At 73.5% G+C, this 20,954-nt stretch carries 21 protein-coding genes; 8 read left to right on the top strand and 13 right to left on the bottom strand.

The window, feature by feature from the left end; all coding sequences use genetic code 11:
* The first annotated feature begins 194 nt into the window (after positions 1-194).
* The 5 genes from EST54_RS28080 to EST54_RS28060 all read left to right on the top strand — a co-directional run bounded on the left by EST54_RS28080 (position 195) and on the right by EST54_RS28060 (position 5,168).
* Positions 195-1,223, top strand: coding sequence for a DEDDh family exonuclease (locus EST54_RS28080; RefSeq protein ID WP_239012207.1), 1,029 nt, complete (start codon positions 195-197; stop codon positions 1,221-1,223).
* Between the two features lie 63 nt (positions 1,224-1,286).
* Entirely contained in the window at positions 1,287-1,520 is a 234-nt protein-coding gene (locus EST54_RS28075; protein ID WP_006606380.1) for a hypothetical protein, read from the top strand.
* 146 nt (positions 1,521-1,666) lie between these two features.
* The gene (locus tag EST54_RS28070; protein ID WP_129250521.1) at positions 1,667-2,554 is read left to right on the top strand and encodes an SURF1 family cytochrome oxidase biogenesis protein; all 888 of its coding nucleotides are present in this window, start codon (positions 1,667-1,669) and stop codon (positions 2,552-2,554) included.
* A 69-nt stretch (positions 2,555-2,623) separates the two neighbouring features.
* Positions 2,624-4,408: a glycoside hydrolase family 15 protein gene (locus EST54_RS28065; RefSeq protein WP_129250520.1), complete on the top strand. Its 1,785-nt coding sequence runs from the start codon at positions 2,624-2,626 to the stop codon at positions 4,406-4,408.
* 4 nt (positions 4,409-4,412) lie between these two features.
* The gene (locus EST54_RS28060) at positions 4,413-5,168 is read left to right on the top strand and encodes an SDR family oxidoreductase (RefSeq protein ID WP_129250519.1); all 756 of its coding nucleotides are present in this window, start codon (positions 4,413-4,415) and stop codon (positions 5,166-5,168) included.
* A gap of 44 nt (positions 5,169-5,212) precedes the next feature.
* Here EST54_RS28060 and amaP read toward each other — a convergent pair whose 3' ends face one another.
* From amaP to EST54_RS28035, 5 genes are read right to left on the bottom strand one after another with little or no spacing between them, the layout of a single operon-like run.
* Positions 5,213-5,818, bottom strand: a complete 606-nt coding sequence (gene amaP, locus EST54_RS28055; protein WP_174857534.1) for an alkaline shock response membrane anchor protein AmaP — start codon at positions 5,816-5,818, stop codon at positions 5,213-5,215.
* A 7-nt stretch (positions 5,819-5,825) separates the two neighbouring features.
* Entirely contained in the window at positions 5,826-6,488 is a 663-nt protein-coding gene (locus EST54_RS28050) for a DUF6286 domain-containing protein (RefSeq protein ID WP_129250518.1), read from the bottom strand.
* The gene (locus EST54_RS28045; RefSeq protein ID WP_129250517.1) at positions 6,485-6,868 is read right to left on the bottom strand and encodes an Asp23/Gls24 family envelope stress response protein; all 384 of its coding nucleotides are present in this window, start codon (positions 6,866-6,868) and stop codon (positions 6,485-6,487) included. Before EST54_RS28045 ends, EST54_RS28050 begins: the two co-directional genes overlap by 4 nt.
* 6 nt (positions 6,869-6,874) lie before the next feature.
* The gene (locus EST54_RS28040; RefSeq protein ID WP_129250516.1) at positions 6,875-7,072 is read right to left on the bottom strand and encodes a hypothetical protein; all 198 of its coding nucleotides are present in this window, start codon (positions 7,070-7,072) and stop codon (positions 6,875-6,877) included.
* Positions 7,073-7,108: 36 nt separating this feature from the next.
* Positions 7,109-7,567, bottom strand: a complete 459-nt coding sequence (locus EST54_RS28035) for an Asp23/Gls24 family envelope stress response protein (RefSeq protein ID WP_129250515.1) — start codon at positions 7,565-7,567, stop codon at positions 7,109-7,111.
* Between the two features lie 221 nt (positions 7,568-7,788).
* Between EST54_RS28035 and EST54_RS28030 the strand changes: the two genes are divergently transcribed.
* The gene (locus tag EST54_RS28030) at positions 7,789-8,517 is read left to right on the top strand and encodes a hypothetical protein (RefSeq protein WP_129250514.1); all 729 of its coding nucleotides are present in this window, start codon (positions 7,789-7,791) and stop codon (positions 8,515-8,517) included.
* Positions 8,518-8,570: 53 nt separating this feature from the next.
* On the opposite strand, the gene EST54_RS28025 is transcribed toward EST54_RS28030, so the two are convergent.
* The 6 genes from EST54_RS28025 to EST54_RS28000 form a co-directional block, all read right to left on the bottom strand.
* The gene (locus tag EST54_RS28025; RefSeq protein ID WP_129250513.1) at positions 8,571-9,350 is read right to left on the bottom strand and encodes an enoyl-CoA hydratase/isomerase family protein; all 780 of its coding nucleotides are present in this window, start codon (positions 9,348-9,350) and stop codon (positions 8,571-8,573) included.
* A gap of 113 nt (positions 9,351-9,463) precedes the next feature.
* Positions 9,464-9,685, bottom strand: a complete 222-nt coding sequence (locus EST54_RS28020; RefSeq protein ID WP_006606369.1) for a helix-turn-helix domain-containing protein — start codon at positions 9,683-9,685, stop codon at positions 9,464-9,466.
* Between the two features lie 335 nt (positions 9,686-10,020).
* Positions 10,021-11,619 carry an ABC-F family ATP-binding cassette domain-containing protein gene (locus EST54_RS28015; RefSeq protein WP_129250512.1) on the bottom strand — a complete coding sequence of 533 codons (1,599 nt, stop codon included), beginning with the start codon at positions 11,617-11,619 and terminating at the stop codon, positions 10,021-10,023.
* Between the two features lie 569 nt (positions 11,620-12,188).
* Positions 12,189-13,640: a hypothetical protein gene (locus EST54_RS28010; RefSeq protein WP_129250511.1), complete on the bottom strand. Its 1,452-nt coding sequence runs from the start codon at positions 13,638-13,640 to the stop codon at positions 12,189-12,191.
* Between the two features lie 180 nt (positions 13,641-13,820).
* Complete coding sequence (locus EST54_RS28005; RefSeq protein WP_129250510.1) at positions 13,821-14,948, bottom strand: alpha/beta hydrolase; 1,128 nt, start codon at positions 14,946-14,948, stop codon at positions 13,821-13,823.
* 84 nt (positions 14,949-15,032) lie between these two features.
* Positions 15,033-15,701 carry a class II aldolase/adducin family protein gene (locus EST54_RS28000; protein ID WP_129250509.1) on the bottom strand — a complete coding sequence of 223 codons (669 nt, stop codon included), beginning with the start codon at positions 15,699-15,701 and terminating at the stop codon, positions 15,033-15,035.
* 451 nt (positions 15,702-16,152) lie between these two features.
* On the opposite strand from EST54_RS28000, the gene EST54_RS27995 reads away from it, so the two are divergent.
* Together EST54_RS27995 and EST54_RS27990 are read left to right on the top strand one after the other, a co-directional pair.
* Positions 16,153-17,469 (top strand): inorganic phosphate transporter, encoded by a 1,317-nt coding sequence (locus tag EST54_RS27995; RefSeq protein WP_129250508.1) that lies wholly within the window; start codon positions 16,153-16,155, stop codon positions 17,467-17,469.
* Between the two features lie 23 nt (positions 17,470-17,492).
* Positions 17,493-17,729, top strand: a complete 237-nt coding sequence (locus EST54_RS27990) for a hypothetical protein (protein WP_129250507.1) — start codon at positions 17,493-17,495, stop codon at positions 17,727-17,729.
* Positions 17,730-17,822: 93 nt separating this feature from the next.
* Here EST54_RS27990 and EST54_RS27985 read toward each other — a convergent pair whose 3' ends face one another.
* A complete protein-coding gene (locus EST54_RS27985; protein ID WP_129250506.1) occupies positions 17,823-19,199 on the bottom strand; it encodes an extracellular solute-binding protein in 1,377 nt (458 codons plus the stop codon).
* A partial coding sequence (locus tag EST54_RS27980) for a vWA domain-containing protein (protein ID WP_135796900.1) occupies positions 19,196-20,954 on the bottom strand: 1,759 nt, incomplete at its 5' end. The genes EST54_RS27985 and EST54_RS27980, both read right to left, overlap by 4 nt.

The following is a 20,954-nucleotide window of genomic DNA, read 5'->3' as shown; positions in this document are numbered from 1 at the left end:
GCCCCTCCTCGTCCCCCGTCAACTCCCGCACCCGCCCGGGAATTACCGGGGCCCGGACGCACGATGGGGCGTTGCGGGCGCCCCCCAACGGGCGTTGACGGCGACGCCCCACGGCCGTTGTCGACGCCCCCCACGGCCGTTGCAAGCGACGGCGGTTCGGTGGCTGTCAGTGGCGGCCCGTATCCTCAGGGACCATGCTCGAAGACCGCATGGCAGCAGCCGACCCGATCGCGCCGAAGATCGGGCAGCAGCCGGGCCCGCAGACGCCGCCGGCTCCCTGGCCGACCGCGTATCCCCAGGGATACGCGGTGGTCGACGTGGAGACCACGGGCCTGGCCCGTGACGACCGGATCATCTCCGCCGCCGTGTACCAACTCGACGCGCAGGGCGAGGTCCAGGACCACTGGTACACCCTCGTCAACCCGCAGCGGGACCCGGGACCGGTCTGGATCCACGGTCTCACCAGCGCCGTGCTCGCCGATGCCCCGCTCTTCCCGGAGATCGTCCCGGAACTCTCCAAGCGGCTGGAGGACCGGGTCCTGGTCGCCCACAACGCCATGTTCGACTGGTCGATGATCGCCCGGGAGTATGCCCGCGCCGCGGCGGCCGCGCCGGTGCGCCAGCGGCTGTGCACCATCGCCCTGTCCAAGGAGTTGCAGCTGCCGCTGCCCAACCACAAGCTGGAGACGCTCGCCGCCCATTACGGCGTGGTGCAGCAGCGCGCCCACCATGCGCTGGACGACGCCCGGGTGCTGGCCGAGGCGTTCCGGCCCAGTCTGCGGCGGGCCGCACAGGAGAATCTGCGGCTGCCGCTGCTGACCTGCCAGCCGCTGACGGAGTGGTCGGACGCGCCCGCACCCCGGCAGCACACCACCGCCTCGCTCTACCGCCCCACCTCCTGGCGGCCGTCCCGTAAGCGCCCGGCGTGCCCCTACCCCAACCCGGGGCGCTATGAGGCGGGCGGCCGGCTCGTCCAGGGGATGCGGGTCGCCTTCTCCGGCGACACCTCCGTGGACCGCGAGCTGCTGGAGGACCGGGCGATCGAGGCCGGGCTGCATGTCGCCACGAGCTTGTCCCGGCTGACCAGCCTGCTGGTGACCAACGATCCCGACGCCCGTACGTCCAAGACCGCCAAGGCCGCCTCGTACGGCACGGTCGTGATCGACGAGGCGGCCTTCATGCAGCTGCTGCAGGACGTGGCCCCGGCGCGTGCGTCCGGGTGAAGCCCGGTCAACACACCCGTCGGCACCTCGCCCCGCGCGGGCGGCGCCCGCACCCTGTGGCGCATGGCACGTTGTGAGGTCTGCGGAAACGAATACGGCATGACGTTCGAGGTGCACGCGCAGGGCGCGGTGCACGTCTTCGACTGCTTCGCCTGCGCCATCCACCGCATGGCGCCGATCTGTGAGCACTGCCGGTGCCAGATCATCGGCCAGGGCGTCGAGGCCGACCAGAAGTGGTACTGCGGTGCCCACTGCGCCCGCTCGGACGGGAGGGTGGGCATCGTCGACCGGGTCTGATCCGGCGGGTCCGCCGGACCGGAGCGCGCAGCACCCGGCAGGACCCGCCCACCGGACCACCCGGCAGGGCCCGCCCACCGGAGGACCCGGAGGACCCGGAGGACCCGCCGCCCGGGGGCCGTGGCGCCCCAGGTACCGTCGAAGCCGTGTACCGCTTCCTGTTGTCCCGGCAGTGGGTGATCGTCACCCTCGTGGCGCTGCTGCTGATCCCCGTCATGATCAAGCTGGGCTTCTGGCAGCTCCACCGCCATCAGCACAAGGTGGCGCAGAACCAGCTCATCGCGCGCAGCCTGGCAGCCAGGCCGGTCCCGGTCACCGAGCTGACCGCCCCCGGCCGGTCCCTCCCCCGCCACGACATGTGGCGCCCGGTCACCGCCACCGGCAGCTTCGACACCGCGCACGAGGTCGTGGTCCGCCAGCGCACCGCCGCCGACGAGCAGAGCATCGGCTACTACGTACTGAGCCCGCTGGTGCTGGGCAACGGCCAGGCCGTGCTGGTCAACCGCGGCTGGATCTCGGCGGGCAACGACCTCACCAAGTTCCCGGACGTCCCGGCAGCCCCCAAGGGCAAGGTCACCGTGACCGGCCGGATGATGGCCGACGAGACCACCGCGTTCAGCGGAATCAAGGACACCAAGGGCCTGCCCCCGCGCCAGATCATGCTGATCAACAGCAAGGAGCAGGCGAAGCGGGTCGGCCGGCCGACGCTCGGCGGCTATATCGAGCAGACCGGGCCCAAGCCGGCCGGCGGCACGCCGGAGCTGGTCCCCGAGCCGGACCACGACTCCATCGGCCCGCACATGGCCTATGCGATCCAGTGGTGGCTGTTCGCGGCGGCGGTGCCGGTCGGCTGGACCGTCCTCGTACGCCGTGAGCGCCGCGACCGTGCGGAGGCCGCGGCCAAGGAGGCCAAGGAGGCCGCGGAGCCGCACGGGACCGGGAACGGCGAGGACCCGCAGGACGGCGAAGACCCGCACGACGCCCCGGACCCGCAGGACGGCGAGGAAGCGGCCACGGCCCCCGCCCGCGGGTAGCCCGCCCGCGGGTAGCCCGGACAGCCGCCCCACCGCGTAGCGCGGGCGCCGGGCGGGAAGGTGCGAGGCGTGCATCCACATATCGAGGACTACGCGCTCATCGGTGATCTGCAGACCGCCGCACTCGTCGGCCGCGACGGCTCCATCGACTGGCTGTGCCTGCCCCGCTTCGACTCCGGCGCCTGCTTCGCGGCGCTCCTCGGCGGCAAGGAGAACGGCCACTGGCAGGTGGCTCCCCGGTCCGCGGACGCCCGCGCACAGCGCTCCTACCGCGGCGATTCGCTGATCCTCGACACGGTGTGGGAGACACCCACCGGCAGCGTCCGGGTCATCGACTTCATGCCGCAGCGCGACCGCGCGCCCGATGTCGTACGGATCGTGGAAGGCCTGCGCGGCAGCGTCGAGATGCGCAGCGAGCTGCGGCTGCGCTTCGACTACGGGCGGGTGGTGCCCTGGGTCCGCGCCGCGGAGGGCAGCCGGGTCGCCATCGCCGGACCGGACTCCGTATGGCTGCGCACCCCACCGCAGGGCAGCACCTACGGCAAGGACTTCAGCACCCGCTCGGACCTCACCGTCGCCGAGGGCGAGCGGGCCGCGTTCGTGCTGACCTGGCACCCCTCGCACGAGCCGCGGCCGACCCAGATCGAGCCGTACACGGCGCTCCAGGACACCCTGGACGACTGGCACACCTGGTCCGCGCGCTGCCGCTACGACGGGCCGTACCGCGAGGCCGTGATGCGCTCGCTGATCACCCTCAAGGCGCTCACCTACGCGCCGACCGGCGGCATCGTGGCGGCCCCCACCACCTCGCTGCCCGAGGAGCTGGGCGGGGTGCGCAACTGGGACTACCGCTACTGCTGGCTGCGCGACGCCAGTCTCACCCTGAACTCCCTGCTGTCCGCCGGCTATCTGGAGGAGGCCGGAGCCTGGCGGGACTGGCTGCTGCGCGCGGTGGCCGGTGCCCCCGACGATCTGCAGATCATGTACGGGCTGGCGGGTGAGCGGCGGCTGCCGGAGGCCGAGCTGCCGTGGCTGACCGGCTACTGCGACTCCGCGCCGGTCCGCATCGGCAACGCCGCGGTCGAACAGCGTCAGCTCGATGTCTACGGCGAGGTGCTGGACTCCTTCCACGTCGCGCGCAGGGCCGGGCTGCCGTCGGAGCCGCACGCCTGGAGCATCCAGCGCGCCCTGGTGGACTACCTGGAGTCCACCTGGCGCGACCCCGACGAGGGCCTGTGGGAGATCCGCGGGCCGCAGCGGCACTTCGTGCACTCCAAGGTCATGGCCTGGGTCGCGGCCGACCGGGCGGTACGGGCGATCGAGGCGAATCCGAAGTTCAGCGGGGACGCCGACCGCTGGCGGGCGATGCGCGAGAAGGTCCACCGTGAGGTGTGCGAACGCGGCTACGACGCCGAGCGCGGCACCTTCACCCAGTTCTACGGCTCGAAGGAACTGGACGCCGCGACCCTGCTGATCCCCCGGGTCGGCTTTCTGCCCGGTGACGACCCACGGGTGCTGAACACCATCGACACGGTGCGCCGGGAGCTGACGCACGACGGTCTGGTGCGCCGCTACAGCACGGAGGGCGGCTCGGTCGACGGGCTGCCGGGCGGCGAGGGCACCTTCCTGGTCTGCTCGTTCTGGCTCGCCGACGCACTGCAGCTCAGCGGCCGGCGGGACGAGGCCCGGGAGATGTTCGAGCGGCTGCTGGACCTGCGCAACGACGTGGGCCTGCTCTCCGAGGAGTACGACCCGGCCGCGGGGCGCCAGCTGGGCAACTATCCGCAGGCCTTCAGCCACATCGGCCTGGTGGGGACCGCCTTCGGCCTCCTCGACGGAGCAACGGCAGACTAGGACCATGGATCTCGGACTCACTGACCGGACGTACCTGCTCACCGGGGCGACCCGCGGCCTCGGCTTCGCCACCGCCCGTGAACTGGTCGCCGACGGCGCCCAGGTGGTGCTCACCGGGCGCACCGAGGAGAGCGCGGCCGCGGCCGCCGCCTCGCTCGGCGACCGTGCCCTGGGCGTGGCGGCCGACAACTCCGCCGCCGATGCCCCCGACCGCCTGCTGGCGGCGGCCCGTGCGCGCTTCGGCCGGCTGGACGGCGTGCTGATCAGCGTGGGCGGCCCGGCGCCCGGCACCGCCGCCGACAACACCGACGAACAGTGGCAGTCGGCCTTCGAATCGGTCTTCCTCGGCGCGGTACGGCTGGCCCGTGCGGCCGCCGCCGAGCTGCCGGCGGGCGGGGTGATCGGCTTTGTGCTGTCCGGTTCGGTGTACGAGCCGATCAGCGGCCTGACCATCTCCAACGGGCTCCGCCCCGGGCTGGCCGGCTTCGCCAAGTCGCTCGCCAACGAGCTGGGGCCGCGCGGCATCCGCGTCCTGGGGGTGCTGCCCGGCCGGATCGCCACCGACCGGATGACCCAGCTCGATGCGCTCTCCGGCGACCCGGAGGGCAGCCACGCCCGCAACTGTGCGTCCATCCCGCTGGGCCGTTACGGCACGCCGGAGGAGTTCGGCCGGACCGCGGCGTTCCTGCTGTCGCCGGCCGCTTCGTACGTCACCGGTGTGATGGTGCCGGTGGACGGCGGCGCCCGGCACGGGTTCTGACGGGGGAAAGGCGCCGCACTTGCCCCCTGTCCACCCGAGGGGCCCTAACTGACCCGCTCGGGCCGGTGCTTGACGGCCCGCAGCCGGACCTCGGCCGGCAGCTCGTCGAGCCCGGCCGAGTCGCGGGCGTGCGCCACCGCCTCGTGGGACAGCCGCTGCAGGACGGTGCCCGGGTCGGCGTGCGGGGCCAGCGCCAGCAGCGCTCTGACCTGCGGTGCGGTCCGGCTGCCGGTCAGCAGCACACCGGCCCCGTCGACGCCGTCCAGCGACTCCATCTCGGCGGCGACGGCGGCCGCCAGCGCCCGGCCGCGCAGCACGGCGCCCTCGCCGTCGCCGCTGTCGACGAGGATCTCCTGCAGCCGGCGCCGCCGCAGCTGGGACAGCAGCCACCACAGCATCAGCAGCACGAAGACGGCCAGGGCCGCGATGACGACCGGCCACCACCAGCCCTGGTGGGTCCAGCGGGTGCGGGCGTGCGCGGGGAGCAGCACGTCGCCGGGCCGGGACCACGGCCAGCCGGCGGGCAGGCCGAGATGCCACTTCGCGGGCAGGTCGAGACCGCCGAACAGCACCGCGGCGCCGGTGCCGAACAGCACCACACCGGCCAGGCCGAGCAGCATCCGATTGGTCGTTCTGCGGATCCTGAGCATCGCGCGCTCACCCCTTCTTCGGGCGCCGGACGTGCACCGTCAGCCCCAGCCCGTGTGCCAGCCCCAGCTGCCGCAGCCCCTCGCCGAGCGAGACGTCGAGGTCGGCGCGGACCTCGTCCAGCTCGCGGAAGTGCGAGACGGCATGCGCCCTGGCCTTGCGGCGGCCGACCTTCATCCGTACGGACTGCACGCCGGCGACCTCCATGGCCCGGTCGCGCAGCACCAGCGCGGCGGCCGACCGGTCCAGCCCGGCCCGGATACCCGGCGCCGACCGCCGCATCGGCAGCACCTGGCGCAGCCCGGGGGTGAGGGCCAGCACGATCAGCCAGATGCCGAGGACCACGGCGAGCGCGGCGGCGCCCAGCACCCAGGGGTTGTCGAGCGGACGGGTGGCCAGGTCATGGGCGAGGCGTCGGCGCCAGGCCATCGCGGGGCGGTCGGCGCGTACCGCGGCCACGTCGTAGAGCAGCAGCCCGGCGGCGGCCAGCAGCAGCGCCGCGACCACGGCGGCCGGCACCCGGCGGGCCGACCAGAAGCGCCCGGTGCGGTCGTCCTCGTCGCTGCCCGCGGGGGTGTCGTCCGGTCCGGACCGCGGTGTCTCGTCCCCGGTGTCGGGTGTCAGCGTGGGCAGCCGCCGGGTGTCCGCCGGCCGCGCGTCGTCGTCGCTCATCGCACCCTCCCGCGGTCGGTACGGTCCAGCTGCGGTGAGTGCAGCCGCTCGACCTCCACCGCGACCTCGGGCACCGCCATGTTCGCCAACTCCTGCACCTGCTCGGTGACATGACGGCGCACCACGCGGCTCTGCGCCCCGATGTCGGAGGGGTAGCCCAGCTCCACGGCGATCCGTACCCGTGCCTCGCCGAAGTTCCGGCGCTCCTCGTGCCGGTGCACGGTCACCGTCGCATGGGCGTCCGTGCGGGCGCGCGGGGACTCCCGGAGCAGCGCCTCCCGGGCCGCCTGCGCGGCGATCTTCGCCACCACCCGGTCCGCGATTCTGGTCGCGCCCCGCTCACCCGCCGGTACGGCGGCGGGCGGGGACACCGTCGCCACCCGGCCTCACCGCCGCCGCTCGTCGCGGTCGCCGCGGCGCGGACGGAAGAATTCGCCGGCTTCCAGATCCCCGTCGAGGAATCTGCCGACCACGAACCCGATGGCGCCCAGCGCCGCCACCAGTACGAAGGCGCCGAAACCACCGAAGAATCCGGCGAAGCCCAGCGCCATACCGGCCAAGAGGCCGGCCACGGCCATGCTCATCGTGCGCTCCTTCGCTACCGCTCCGGACGGCCCCGGCTAGTGGAGCCGCGTCTCGGATTCCTCTTCTTCGTCCGCCTCGTCGGGGAGCTTGACATCGCTGACCGCGATATTGACCTCGACGACCTCCAGGCCCGTCATCCGCTCCACGGCGGAGATGACGTTCTCCCGCACCGACCGCGCGACATCGGCGATGGCGACGCCGTAGTCGACCACGATCTCCAGGTCCAGCGCGGTCTGCACCTCGCCGACCTCGGCCTTGACCCCGCGGGTGGCGGTCGCGGACCGCCCGCCGCCGGGCACCCGGTCGCGCACGGCGCCGAGCGTACGGGCCAGGCCGCTGCCCATGGCGTGCACACCGAGGACGTCCCGGGCCGCAAGACCGGCGATCTTCTCCACGACACCGTCGGCGATGGTGGTCCGCCCACGCGTGGCGGGATCGCCGCCACCCCTCTTGGTGGGGGTCCTGGGTGCCTCGGCCTGCTGGCTCTCGCTCATCGCCGTACGTCCCTTTCCGCGGGGAGAAGCGGTCCGCCCGCTACGTTGCCCACAGTAGGTCCGGTTTGTCCGGTTCGCTTCGGGGCTGCGGCAGCGGAGTGCTCCCTACGGCGCCGTGCGGGGCAGCACGCTGCTGTGGGGGCCGCTCTGCGGCAGGCTGGGGGCGTGGTCCGGGACGTGCCCGAAGAGGGGCCGGGGCCTGCCGGGAAAGGGGTGACGCGGTGACCGCGAACCAGTGGGCACAGGCGGTGCGGACGCAGCTCGGGATCGGCCGCCTGCTGCCGCTCGGCGGGCCGGCGGACGGATCGTGGATCACCGAGCAGGCCGCCGCCGGGGTCCTGCGAAGGGCCGCCGGGACACCGCCCGGGGTACGCCTGGGCTCGTTGCGGCTGTCGGTCGCCGACCCCGACCGCGCGCCGGATCCCGCGGTGCCGGCGCCCCCGAGCGCGCTGCCGCCGGGCCCGCTGCGGATCGAGGCGGATTTCGCCGCGGCCGGCGACCGGCCGCTGCTCACGGTCGCCGACCAGGTGCGGGCGGCACTGCTGGAGGCGTCGGTCCGGGAGCTGGGGCTGGTGGTGGCCGTGGTGGATCTACAGGTCAGCGGCCTGCTGGACACGGACGAGGCCGGGGCACCGCAGGCGCCGGCCCCCGCCCCGTCGGGCGGTCCGCCCACCGCGCCGGTGACGGACGAACGGAGCGGCGCGACGCAGGACGGAGCGGCCGGGATCGCCGCCGTGACCCTGGGCGTCGCGGGTGTGGCCCGCCTGGCACCGGCGCTCGGTTCGTCCCGTCCCGTACGGCTCACCGACGGGCATGCGCTGATCCAGCTGGCGACCGCGCCCGGCCACCGGGCGCTGGACGTCTCCGCCGCCGTACGACAGGCGGTGACGGCCGCGCCGCCCGCGGTGTCGACGGTCGCCGTGCTGGTCACGGCGGTGGAGCAGGGCTGAGGCGGCCGGCCGGACAGCCCGGCCGGCCGCCTGCCGCGGTCCGGAACGGGGCGCTACTCCCCCACGCCCGCCAGGTCGCGCAGCCGGCGCGCCTGCGCGGCCCGCTCGGCGGTGCGCTGCTCCTCGTACGTACGGCCCGCGGCACCGGCCAGCAGGGCCTTGGTCTCGATCACGGCGTCCCGCGGCGCGGCAATGAGCGCGGCGGCCAGGTCGCCCACCGCGCCGTCGAGTTCGTCCGCGGGCACCACAAGATTGGCGAGGCCGATCCGCTCGGCCTCCTCGGCGTGCACGAAGCGCCCGGTGGCGCAGATCTCCAGCGCCCGGGCGTAGCCCACCAGCCCGACCAGGGGGTGGGTACCGGTCAGGTCCGGTACGAGTCCCAGGCTGGTCTCGCGCATGGCGAACTGGACGTCCGGCGCGACCACCCGCAGATCGCAGGCGAGTGCGAGCTGGAAGCCCGCGCCGATGGCGTGTCCCTGCACGGCGGCGATGGACACCAGGTCATTGCGCCGCCACCAGGTGAACGCTTCCTGGTACTCGGCGATGGTGGCGTCCAGTGCGCTGTCCGTGCCACGGGCAAGATCGATGAACGACGGCTCGCCGTCGAAGCCTTCGGGCGTGAACGCCTGACGGTCCAGGCCCGCGGAGAAGGACATGCCCTCACCGCGCAGCACCACGATCCGAATGCTGCCCGGCAGCAGCGAGCCCGCTTCGGCGAGCGCCCGCCACATGGCCGGGGACTGCGCATTGCGCTTGGCCGCATGGGCGAGGGTCACCGTGGCGATGGCATCGTCCACGGTGAGTCGCACACCGTCCTTGTCGAGCAGAGTCATCAGCGCCTCCGAGTCAGCCAGCCGCACCTGCGTGCGTAAGTGACTGAACGGTAACCTCCCGGCCGACGGCTTCGTCGGCCGGGGGGAGACCGTTGCACTCAAAGGCGTGGCCGTCAGGCCGAAGCGGCCTTCTTGCCCCTCGTGGCTCCGCCACGACCGCGCAGGACCACACCGGATTCGCTGAGCATCCGATGCACGAATCCGTAGGACCGGCCGGTTTCCTCGGCCAGCGCCCGGATGCTCGCACCGGAGTCGTACTTCTTCTTCAGGTCTGCCGCGAGCTTCTCGCGCGCGGCGCCGGTTACCCGGCTGCCCTTCTTCAGAGTCTCGGCCACCCGTGCCTCCTCGTGGGAAGTGCGCTCTGGACTCTCATGATCACCCCTCCCCGGCTTCCTGGCCACCCATTCCGCAAGGTCTCTACGACATCCTTTGCCTTCGGACGCTCCGTCATCCGGCCCGGAAGTGCCCATTCCGGCTGCCCAGAGGGCCCTCCGGGCCCGGATTCCCCCGAGAAATGCCAGGTCAGGCGGTATGGGGCCAAAAAGGTGACGGCCGGGCCGCAAGGGCCCGGCCATCCGTTGCAGGCTCGCCGGTGTACGAGCCGTTCTCACTCAGATGATGGATCACACGTCGGCCGAATGATCCATACGGCATGATCCATTCGCCGCGGTCAGGCCAGCGCGACGAGATCCGCGTAGTCCTGGCCCCACAGGTCCTCGACACCGTCGGGCAGCAGAATGATCCGCTCCGGCGCCAGCGCGTCCACGGCTCCCTCGTCGTGCGTGACCAGGACCACCGCGCCCGTGAAGGTGTGCAGCGCGCCGAGGATCTCCTCGCGGCTGGCCGGGTCGAGGTTGTTGGTGGGCTCGTCGAGCAGCAGGACGTTGGCGGAGGAGACGACCAGGGTCGCCAGGGCGAGCCGGGTCTTCTCACCGCCGGAGAGCACCCCGGCGGGCTTGTCGACGTCGTCGCCGGAGAAGAGGAAGGAGCCCAGCGTCTTGCGGATGGCGACCAGGTCCATGTCCGGGGCGGCCGACCGCATGTTCTCCAGCACCGTGCGGTCCGGGTCCAGGGTCTCGTGCTCCTGGGCGTAGTAGCCGAGCTTCAGGCCGTGGCCGGGGCGGACCTCGCCGGTGTCCGGCTGCTCGACGCCGGCCAGCAGCCGCAGCAGGGTCGTCTTGCCGGCACCGTTCAGGCCCAGGATGACGACCCGGGAGCCCTTGTCGATGGCCAGGTCGACATCGGTGAAGATCTCCAGCGAACCGTAGGACTTCGACAGGCCCTCGGCGGTGAGCGGGGTCTTGCCGCAGGGCGCCGGGTCCGGGAAGCGCAGCTTGGCGACCTTGTCGGACTGCCGCACCTCCTCCAGCCCCGAGAGCAGCTTCTCGGCACGCTTGGCCATGTTCTGCGCGGCGACGGTCTTGGTGGCCTTGGCCCGCATCTTGTCGGCCTGGGAGTTGAGCGCGGCGGCCTTCTTCTCGGCGTTCGCGCGCTCGCGCTTGCGGCGCTTCTCGTCGGCCTCGCGCTGCTGCTGGTAGAGCTTCCAGCCCATGTTGTAGACGTCGATCTGGGAGCGGTTGGCGTCCAGATAGAAGACCTTGTTGACGACGGTCTCGACCAGGTCGACATCGTGGGAGATCACGATGAAGCCGCCGCGGTAGGTCTTGAGGTAGTCGCGCAGCCAGACGATGGAGTCGGCGTCGAGGTGGTTGGTCGGCTCGTCGAGGAGCAGGGTGTCGGAGTCCGAGAACAGGATCCGGGCCAGCTCGACGCGGCGGCGCTGACCACCGGAGAGCGTATGGAGCGGCTGGCCGAGGATGCGGTCGGGCAGGCCCAGGCTGGCGGCGATGGTCGCGGCCTCCGCCTCGGCGGCGTACCCGCCCTTGGTCAGGAACTCCGTCTCCAGGCGCTCGTACTTCCGCATGGCCTTCTCGCGGGTGGCGCCCTTGCCGTTCGCCATGCGGTCCTCGTTCTCGCGCATCTTGCGCAGCACGCTGTCCAGATCGCGGGCGGACAGGATGCGGTCGCGGGCCAGCACGTCGAGGTCGCCGGTGCGCGGGTCCTGCGGCAGATAGCCGACCTGGCCACCGCGGGTGACCGAGCCGGCGGCGGGGATGCCCTCCCCGGCCAGCACCTTGGTGAGGGTGGTCTTGCCGGCGCCGTTACGGCCGACCAGGCCGATGCGGTCGCCCTTGGCGATACGGAAGGAGGCGGACTCGATGAGAACGCGGGCGCCGGCGCGCAGCTCAAGGCCGGAGGCGGTGATCACGGGAAAAGCTCCAGGGTCGGAAAAGACGGCGGATTGGACGGACGGTCCGAGAGCGAGCTGCGCCGTCTAATGAACCCAAGGGAGAACTGCCATGGGGGCAGTCTATCTGCCCCTTGCAAGTGGTTTTTCGCGCCCCACGTTGTCGGCTGGCCCGCCGTGGGTGTTGCTCGCCGTTGCTCCCCCAGCTAACGCTGGGAGGTACCCCCAGCGGCGGGCGGGGTCCGCTGCGCGGGGCTGTCGGGTGCGGTGACGGGCCGGTGGGGGCGGACGTGACTGGTCAAGCACGCCTGACAGGTCGTACCGAAACGACCAACGATGGCCCGCCCCCACTCACCGTCACGTACTCCTCCCACGGGAGGGGACGGGCCGGAGGGGCCTGTTGTGTGGACGTAAAGCGAAGCAGTCCACACAACAGGCCCCGGAGGTCCGTCACCGCACCCGACACCCACCCAGCCCGCCGCAGGCGCAACGGCGACCAGCCACCACGGCGGGACAGCCGACAACGTACGGCGCGCCGCAAAGCGCAACGGCGACCAGCCATCACGGCGGGACAGCCGACAACGTGGGAATCACACACCTCCGGTGTGTACTTGGAACGCCGCGCGCCGTACCGCCTTGGCGAGGGCGGGGTCCGGGTGGGCGGCGGCCAGTGCTACCAGTACCTGGACCGTGCGGGGGTGGCCGACGGCGCGGACCTCCTCCAGGAGGCGCGGGACCGAGCCCTGGACCGCGGAATCGAGGTGGCGCACCAGCAGTTGGGTCTCGCCGTGGTCGGCGACGGCCGCCGCGGTGTCCACCCAGAGCCAGGTCGACTCCTCGCGGGTGAGCACATCGGGCGCGGTCTCCGGGTCGCCGCCCTCGTGCTCGACCAGCCACAACAGGGCGTACGGCCGCAGGGCCGGCTCGTCGGCCGCGGCCCGTACGGCGGCCTCGGCCGGGGCGCCGACCGCCCGCAGGGCCTCGAAGGCCAGGCCGCGCAGCAGCGCGTCCTCACCGCGGGCCACGGTGAGCAGTTCCTCGACGGCCGAACCGACCGAGCGGGCGGCGAGCCAGGCGCGGTATTCGGTGCGGGCCGGTCCGGGGGTGAGCCGGGCGCAGCCGCGCAGCATCGCCTCCGCGGACTGTTCGATATGGCCGGCGGGGCTCTGCGCGGCGACGCAGATCTGTTCCAGCTTGACCCACACCGACCAGTTGCCGAGCGGTGTCAGCTGCGCCTCGGACGCCTCGTGCACGGCCTCGTGGATGCCGTCCGGCGCACCGCCCGGCGGGACCAGCGCCCCGACGATCCGCAGCGCGTCCAGCGCCCAGGCCAGCAGTGCGGCCAGCGACGCCCCCGCGGCGTCGTCGGCATCTGCGGCGTCCTGGGGGCCGTCCGGGGCGGGCTCCTGGCCGTAAGGGACCTCGCAGCGCTCGGTGCGCAGCTCGGCGACGCGCTGGCCGAGCATGTCGAGCAGCGCCGGCAGCGGGACCGGCCCGGCCGACAGATGCAGCAGGGACAGCAACTGCGGCAGCGCCTCGACGACTTCGGCGACCATCGCGGGGCCGGCGCCGGCCGGGGCGGGGCGGGCCAGCGACCAGGCGTCGAAGAGCGCCACCCAGCCGCGCAGCACCGCGGTGTCGTCGCGGTCCCAGGCGCGCAGCCGCCAGCCGGGGCGGGCCAGGCCGTCGTGGAGCTCGACGAGCCCGGCGAGCCGGGCCCGGTCCCAGTCGACGCGGACCTGCTGCGGTGTCACGCGCAGGGCCTCGGCGGCCCGTTCCACCGCCGCTTCGGGCAGTGCGCCGTCGGGGCCGGCGCGCAGGCTGCCGCCGCTGCCGCCGCCGCTGTCGGCCCACCGGGCGAGGCGGGCCGCGCCGGCCAGCACGGCGCGGGCCTGCCGGGCCAGCTCCGCGGGCGGCGGAGTGCCCTCGGGCGGCCGGGGTGCCGGGCGCTTGGTCCTGGTTGTCACCGCTCGGCGGGCGGCCCCAACCGGTTGACGGGGGACGAGTCGGAGCCGGGAGTCGCGCGGGGTACGGGACGTCACAGGAGCAGTGTTGCCGCTGACGGCCCGAAAGCCCAATCGGAACCCGGTGTGCGGCCTTTTGGGGCCGGCGCATTTCGCCGTCCCATCCCTGATGGGCGGAGTTGTCCCGCCGTATGCCCGGGGTTCATGGGGGCGGCGTCGGGGGGTGGCGGCGGAGCGTACCGGGAGCCGGCAGCGGTCCTACATGAGAGGGGTGAGGAAGCGGCGCAGGGCCTCTTCGTAGGCCGACGGGTCGGCGTTCCACATCGCGGCGTGCGGGGCGTGCGGGACCGGCTGAAGAGTGATCAGGTCGGCGCGGCGGGCGGCGAAGGAACGGGAGGCCGTCCAGGGGGCGATCCGGTCGTCGGGGCCGTGGAAGAGCAGGGTGGGGACGTCCAGCTCCTCCGGGTCGACGGCGTCGGTGGGGTGGTCCAGGGAAATCCCCGTGGAGCCCTCGGCGGCGCGCACCACCAGCGGCAGCAGGGCGCGCGGGACCCGCCGGGCGGCGGCCAGCGCGCGGACCGTGGCGTTGCGGTCCAGGACCGGGGAGTCCAGGACGAGACCGCTGATCCGGTCGCGCAGCGCGGAGCGGGTGGCGGCACGCAGCGCCATGGTCGCGCCGGTGGACCAGCCGTGGAGGACGACGGACTGGGCGCCGTAGCGGAGGGCGTAGCGGATCGCCGCGTCCAGATCGCGCCATTCGGTGTCGCCGAGGTGGTGGATGCCGTCGGCGGTGCGCGGGGCACCGAGGTCGTTGCGGTAGGCCAGGTCGAGGACGGGCAGCCGGTGGCGGTGCAGGAACGGCATGGCCACCATGGGGTGCTCGCGGGTGGTGCCCAGGCCGTGTGCGGTGATGACCCAGGTGTCGCGGACGCCGGGCACGAACCATGCCGGGAGGGAGCCGAGTTCACCGGGGACGTCGACGTCGGCGTAGTCGAGGCCGAGGGCGTCACGGGGGTTGCCGATGTGCACCTGCGGGGTGAGCCGCATCCGTTTGCCCGGCCGGAGGGTGCCGTGGGTGACCCGCTCCAGGCGGCGGACGACGGCGTCGGCGGGGTGCGGGATGCCGTGGACGACAGAGCCGACCACGGCGTGGCAGCCGTTGCCGGTGAGCCCGTAGGTGCCGGGCCGCATGGCCGCCAGGCTGCGGGTGAGGGCGATGCGCTCCTCGGTGGCGGAGTGCACGGTGAGCCGGGAGTCGCCCGGGAACGGCTGATCGGGCGAGGGTTTCAGGGCAGTGTCGCTGGCGTACCGGCCGACCGCCACGGCGGCCGCCCCGGCACCTATCACGGTGATGGCGGCCGCGGCCGCCGCAGTACCCAGGCGCACCTCACCAGTGTGCGCAGCGCCGCCGGGTGCGGCCACCTGGCGGAGTCGGGCGGGTGAGTGGCCGGGGCGGCGGCCCGGGCGGGGTCAGTCCCGGCCGCGGCCCCGCTGGCCGTAGCCGCGCAGCCGGGCCGCGGCCGCGTCGAGCTGCCCGGCCGACAGCAGGCTCGGGGTGTGGCCCGGCACGGACTGCGCGGTGAGCCACACGCGGCACATCCACTCCAGCTGGGCGGTGCGGTCCAGGGCCTGGTCCAGGCTGTCGCCGTAGGTCATGGTGCCGTGGTTCTGCAGCAGGCAGCCGGTGCGGTCGCGGAGCGCGTCGAGCATGTGGGCGGCGAGCTCGTCGCTGCCGTAGAGGGCGTAGGGGGCGACGCGGACGGGGCCGCCGAGCGCCGCGGTCATGTAGTGGACGGGCGGGAGTTCGGGCACGAGGGTGGAGACGGCGGTGGCGTACGGGGCGTGGGTGTGGACGACGGCGGCGGCCGTGGTGCTGCGGTAGACCGCCAGGTGCATGGGGAGTTCGCTGGTCGGCCGGAGCGTGCCGATGATCTGGGTTCCTGCCAGGTCGACCGCGGTGAGGTCGCCCGGCCCGAGCCGGTCGTAGGGGACGCCGCTGGGGGTGACCAGGACCAGGTCCTTCAGGCGGCAGGAGACATTGCCCGAGGTGCCGACCACCAGGCCGTCGGCGACGGTCCTGCGGGCGGTCGTGACCAGGTCGCTCCAGGCTGCGGCGAGGTGGTCGGGGTGGTCCTTCATGGGTCCTCCGGCGCGGTGCGGCCAATACGGATGCGGATGCGGTGCGGTGCGCGACACCGTACGAGGAGGCCGGGCGCCGTACGTCGCGGCCCGCCGAACCGGTGCTGCTCTCCAGGGAGATGCGGGTTCTTCAGGGATACCCCTACGGCTGCCGTCGACCGGCCGGAATCGGACCCCTGTGCGCCGGGGTCCTGGGAGCATCGGTAGGCCGCGCCCGCACACCGTCCGACGGGATGCACCGCGGCCGCCACCGGGCGGCCGTGACCTGCGGAACGGTGCGCAGACACAGCATCCGCAGATCGCCAACGGGTGAGGCGGAAGTGACAGCTGGGGTGCCTCCGCGTGAACAGTGCGGTGGTGTCACCACCCGGCCCGTCCCAGTTCACTTTCCGTTCACCCACTCTCCGTACGGTCCCAGCGACACTGACCTTCGAACTGATTGCCTGGGTGAATGGAACACATCACGCTTCTCATCGGGATCGTGATCGTCACGGCCTTGGTGTTCGACTTTACGAACGGCTTCCACGACACGGCCAACGCAATGGCCACCACCATTTCCACCGGGGCATTGCGACCCAAGACCGCGGTGGCGATGTCGGCAGTGCTCAACCTCGTCGGTGCGTTTCTGTCCGTGGAGGTGGCCAAGACCATCTCCGGCGGGATCATCGATGAAGGTGCCGGCATCAGACCAGAAGTGATCTTCGCCGGCCTGGTCGGCGCGATCGTCTGGAACCTGCTGACCTGGCTCGCGGGTCTCCCCTCCAGCTCCTCCCACGCTCTCTTCGGCGGTCTGATCGGCGCGACCCTGGTGTCCGTCGGCACCCACGGTGTGCACGGCGAGGCCGTGGTGATGAAGGTCCTGATCCCGGCGGTGGCCGCCCCGTTCGTGGCCGGCCTGGCCGCGATGGCGGCGACCCGGCTCACCTACCGGCTGACCCGCAACCGCGACGAGACGGACACCGCCAAGGGCTACCGCGCGGGGCAGATCGCCTCCGCGGCCCTGGTCTCGCTCGCCCACGGCACGAATGACGCCCAGAAGACGATGGGTGTGATCACGCTCGCGCTGATCACCGGCGGGGTCGTCGCCCCGCACGCCGACCCGCCGCTGTGGGTCATCGCCTCGGCCGGTCTGGCCATCGCGCTCGGTACGTACCTGGGCGGCTGGCGGATCATCCGCACGATGGGCAAGGGCATCACCGACATCCAGCCGCCGCAGGGCTTCGCCGCCCAGACCGGCGCCGCGGCCACCATCCTGGCCTCCTCCCACCTCGGCTTCGCGCTCTCCACCACCCAGGTCTGCTCCGGTGCCGTGATGGGCTCGGGCCTGGGCCGCAAGGGCGGCGTGGTGCGCTGGTCCACGGCCGGCCGGATGGTCGCCGCCTGGGGCCTGACGCTGCCGGCCGCCGGTGCGGTCGCGGCGGGCGCCGCGTTCCTCGCCGGCCAGGGCGACTGGGGCGTGGCGGCGGTGGCGGTCCTCGGACTCGGCATCTGCGGCGCGATCTGGGCCGCCTCCCGGCGCAAGCCGATCGACCACACCAATGTCAACGAGGGCCCGGCCGCGGAGCCGGCGGGCGTGGTGACCGCCGCGCTGCGCAGCGTCTCCCCGCCGCCGGCAGGCCAGCCGGCGCCGGCTTCGGACACACCCGACACCACCGGGGTGCCCGCCCAGCCGACCGCCCCCGACGCCGAGGTGCCCGCCGAGCCGGCCGGCCCCGACGCCACCCCGACACCCGCCCCGCGCGCCAAGGCCGCGACGGTCACCCGCTAGCTGTCATCACCCAAAGGAACTTCATGACCATCGACTGGACAGCTCTCGGCCAGGTCTTCGGCGTCACCCTCGTGGTGACGGTCGGGATCGTGGGCCTGTTCACCGTCGGCATCGTCGGGGCGTCCCGCAAGCCGGCCCAGGAGGGTGCGGCGGTCGCGGTCGCCGCTCCGGGTGCCGGTGCGCGGACCGGTGCGGTGGCCGCCTTCGCCCTGTGCGCGGTGGCCGTGGCCTACGGCATCTACCTGATCGTCGCCGCCTGACGCAGCCGGAAACGGCGGCGCACCAAGCGGCCACGGACGCGGCGAGGCGTCCGGCGGGGCACGGCATCATCCGTCGTCCGCCGGGCGCCTCTGCTATGGGGTGCCCCGGCCGCCGAGCGCGTCATCGGCCTGCCGGGCCAGCCGGTCGGCGATGGCCGTGCCGCCGCTGCCGTCGAGATAGGCGGCCACGCCGAGCTGGAGGACCTTGCTGAACGTCTGGTAGTGGGCGCTGCGCGGGCGCGGGGCGGCCGCCATCAGCGCCTCGTGCAGGGTGCGCGGGTCGGGCCGCGGCTCCGGCCCGCCCCTGGCGCCGTGCTCGGCGTGCTCCGCGTCGACGGGCGGCAGCGGGCAGCGCGGCGCCTCGGCCCCCTCGCGGTACGCCGAGTCGCGGGTGGCCGCGAACCCCCGCTCCAGCAGGCAGCGTTCGCTGCCCGGGTCGGTCAGCGCCTCGATCAGGGCCCGTGCGCCGGCCGGCCGCTCGCTGCCGGCGGAGATCGCCAGATTCTGTCCGCCGAGCACCGACAGCCGCCGTCCGTCGGCGGGACGGGCCGGCAGCTGGGCGACGTCGAAGGTGGTGCCGGCCGTGAGCTTTTCGGCGACCGAGGCGTACTCGACCGGCCAGTTGCGCATGAACACCGCACGCCCGTCGGCGAACCAGCGGCGGCTCTCGGTCTCGTCCATCGTGACGGCCTCGTGCGGCATGAGCGTGCCGAGCCGGTCCTTGAGGTCCGCGATGCCCAGCTGGAGCGCGCCGACCTGCTCGCCCTTGGCGAAGCCGGTGGCATACGGGTCGCCGCCGTTGGCCCAGGCGGACTCCAGGGTGTTGACGGTGAGCCCTTCGTAGGGCCGCAGCTGGGCGACCATGCCGTACATCCTGGGCCGTTTCTGCTTCCCGGCCCGGGCGTCCTGGTCCGAGCGGCGGTTGTAGGCGTCCGCCGCCTGGAGGGCCCAGGCCTTCAGCTCGCCCCAGTTGGCGGGCGGCCGGTGGTGACCGTGGGCGTCGAGGAGATCCTTGCGGTAATAGAGCAGCCCGGCATCGGTGTTGAACGGGACGCCCCACACCTTGCCGTCGTACTCGACCGTCTTGGCCACGCTGCCCAGGAAGTCGCCGTCCAGGCTCGCGGGCCAGGGCCGGATGACGCCCGCCTCGGCGAACTCCGCGGTCCAGGCCACGTCGAGGTTGAGCACGTCATAGCCGCCGTTGCCGGACTGGCCCGCCGCCAGCAGCTGGCTGCGCTGGCCGTCGGCGGTGTCGGGGAGTTTGACGATCCGGACCGTGTGGCCGGTGCGTTTCTCCCAGGCGCGGATCAGGTCCTGCCGGACGCCGGAGCTGCTGAGATCGCTGCCGGTGGCGAGGACGATCGCGCCCTTTTCCGGGACGGTCCGGTCCGCCGGGGTACAGCCGCTGACCGCCGTGAGCAGGGCCAGGCCGGCCAGCGCGGCGCCCACCGTGGTGCGCGTGGCGGTCATCGGTCCCCCTTGGTGGCCGTGCCGATGGAGGCGATCCGTCCGGCCAGGGTGTCGACGGCCTGCGGGCCGCCGGGTACGCACTGGCCGTGGGAGGCCCCGGCCAGTTGCCGCAGGGCGAAGCTGTCACAGCCGGACCTGCCCAGCACCAGGGCCAGGATGGGCACCTCGGGTCCCTCCCCGACCAGGGTGCCGAGGGTGCGGTCGACGCCCGCCGCGCGCCCGCCCGCGCCGTCGTCCTCGTCGAGGAGGAGCACGATGGCCTTGTTGGTGGCGGTGGACTTCTTCATGGTGCGGACCGCGCGGGTCAGCGCCTCCTCCATCGCGGCTCCGTGATCGACGAGTTCACCGCCCGCGACCCGGTCCAGCGCGGCCTTGCCCTGGGCCGGGTCGGCGCTGCCGAGCGGGACCAGCTCACGCACCGCCGCGCGGTCGTCGGGGTGCGCACGGTCCGGGAAGGCCCACAGGCCGTAGGTGTGCCGGGCGCCGGCCATCTCCAGGGCGCGGCCGGCCGCGCTCAGGGCGACCGGGAGCTTGCCGCCGTCCGTCATGGAGGTGGAGGTGTCCATGAGGATCAGCACCTGGCTGGACTTCTGTGCCTTGGCGTAGCCGTCCAGTACCCGGGCCACCTGGTCGGGGCCCGCCGTGTAACGGGAGACCCGGATGTCGCGGCTGACGTCCGCGCGGCCGTCGCTGAGCGGTGAGCCGGGGCCCGGGCTGTGGTGGTCCACTCCGCGGTAGCCCTGCGCGCCCAGCGTGCGCTGACCGCCGTCCGGGTCGCGCAGCCAGGTGGCGAAGCGGGCCACGGCGGCCCGCCGCGGGGTGGCGTCGGTGGTGCCGCGCCAGTCGACGCGGATGAGGGGGTGGTCGAGGGCCGGGACGTTCTCCGGGTAGTAGGCGACGTAGCGGTCGTGCAGGGGCAGCGCGGAGCCGAGGGCGGGGCAACTGCCGATGGCCCGCCCGAGGTTGTAGTCGGCCAGGGACTTCTCCGACACCAGGGGCGCGGACCGGGTGCGGTCGACGGCGCCGGAGGCATCGGCGTCGGGGCGCAGCGAACACAGGAGTTCGGTGCTGCCGGCGTACTGGCTGCCCGGGGCGGAGAGCCGGTCCTCGGCGGTGCGGGCGAGCGCCGGGTCGGGATCGGGGCCGTACGGCGCGGCGTCGCCCGGTCCGTCGTGGGCGAAGTAGAGGCCGATGGTGTGCAGCAGACCGGTGCCGGACAGCACGGGGCTGGGCCGCAGGAGCTTCAGGTCGCGGTGGGCGTGGTCGGTTCCGGTGAGCAGCTCCGGCCAGGAGGCGCCGCCCGGTTCGACGTCGTCCAGCCGCCGGTTCGCGGGGATGCCGACGACCAGGGGGGTGTACGCGACCGGGTCGCCGTAGTGCAGGGTCGCCGGGGATCCCGTGGCCGGCATGCCGCGACGGGCCTCGTCGTAGTCGGCGGTGGATTCCGGAATCCAGATGTCGGGCTGCGGGCCGGGGCGGTTGAGGGGGTCGACGCCCTTGTCGGCCGGCCGGCCCTTGGCGGTGCCGCGGGCCTCGCCCTGCCAGCGGTCGGCGGCTGCGAAGCCCTGGTCGACCTGGTCCTTGGCCGCGGAGTAGACGGTGATCTGGGCGCGCCGGCAGCCGTCGGGGAGGTCGCCCTCGCCACTGAGGGACCGCAGGTTGGCGGCGGACATCTCGTAGTCGAAGGCGGCCTGGCGCAGGGCGGGTTCGGCCTCGGGGGCGGTCAGCAGCCGCAGTTCGAGGGCGGGCGGGCAG

The sequence above is a fragment of the Streptomyces sioyaensis genome (genome assembly GCF_004122735.1).
GTDB lineage: Bacteria > Actinomycetota > Actinomycetes > Streptomycetales > Streptomycetaceae > Streptomyces > Streptomyces sioyaensis.
The sequence above is the reverse complement of the archived record's forward strand: the minus strand, read 5'-3'. Positions and strand labels throughout refer to the sequence as shown.

Coding starts and splice junctions, on each gene's coding strand:
- EST54_RS28080 (WP_239012207.1), top strand. CDS start 195: ATGCTCGAAGACCGCATGGCAGCAGCCGACCCGATCGCGCCGAAGATC.
- EST54_RS28075 (WP_006606380.1), top strand. CDS start 1,287: ATGGCACGTTGTGAGGTCTGCGGAAACGAATACGGCATGACGTTCGAG.
- EST54_RS28060 (WP_129250519.1), top strand. CDS start 4,413: ATGGATCTCGGACTCACTGACCGGACGTACCTGCTCACCGGGGCGACC.
- amaP (WP_174857534.1), bottom strand. CDS start 5,818: ATGCTCAGGATCCGCAGAACGACCAATCGGATGCTGCTCGGCCTGGCC.
- EST54_RS28050 (WP_129250518.1), bottom strand. CDS start 6,488: ATGAGCGACGACGACGCGCGGCCGGCGGACACCCGGCGGCTGCCCACG.
- EST54_RS28040 (WP_129250516.1), bottom strand. CDS start 7,072: ATGAGCATGGCCGTGGCCGGCCTCTTGGCCGGTATGGCGCTGGGCTTC.
- EST54_RS28035 (WP_129250515.1), bottom strand. CDS start 7,567: ATGAGCGAGAGCCAGCAGGCCGAGGCACCCAGGACCCCCACCAAGAGG.
- EST54_RS28025 (WP_129250513.1), bottom strand. CDS start 9,350: ATGACTCTGCTCGACAAGGACGGTGTGCGACTCACCGTGGACGATGCC.
- EST54_RS28000 (WP_129250509.1), bottom strand. CDS start 15,701: ATGAAGGACCACCCCGACCACCTCGCCGCAGCCTGGAGCGACCTGGTC.
- EST54_RS27995 (WP_129250508.1), top strand. CDS start 16,153: ATGGAACACATCACGCTTCTCATCGGGATCGTGATCGTCACGGCCTTG.
- EST54_RS27990 (WP_129250507.1), top strand. CDS start 17,493: ATGACCATCGACTGGACAGCTCTCGGCCAGGTCTTCGGCGTCACCCTC.
- EST54_RS27985 (WP_129250506.1), bottom strand. CDS start 19,199: ATGACCGCCACGCGCACCACGGTGGGCGCCGCGCTGGCCGGCCTGGCC.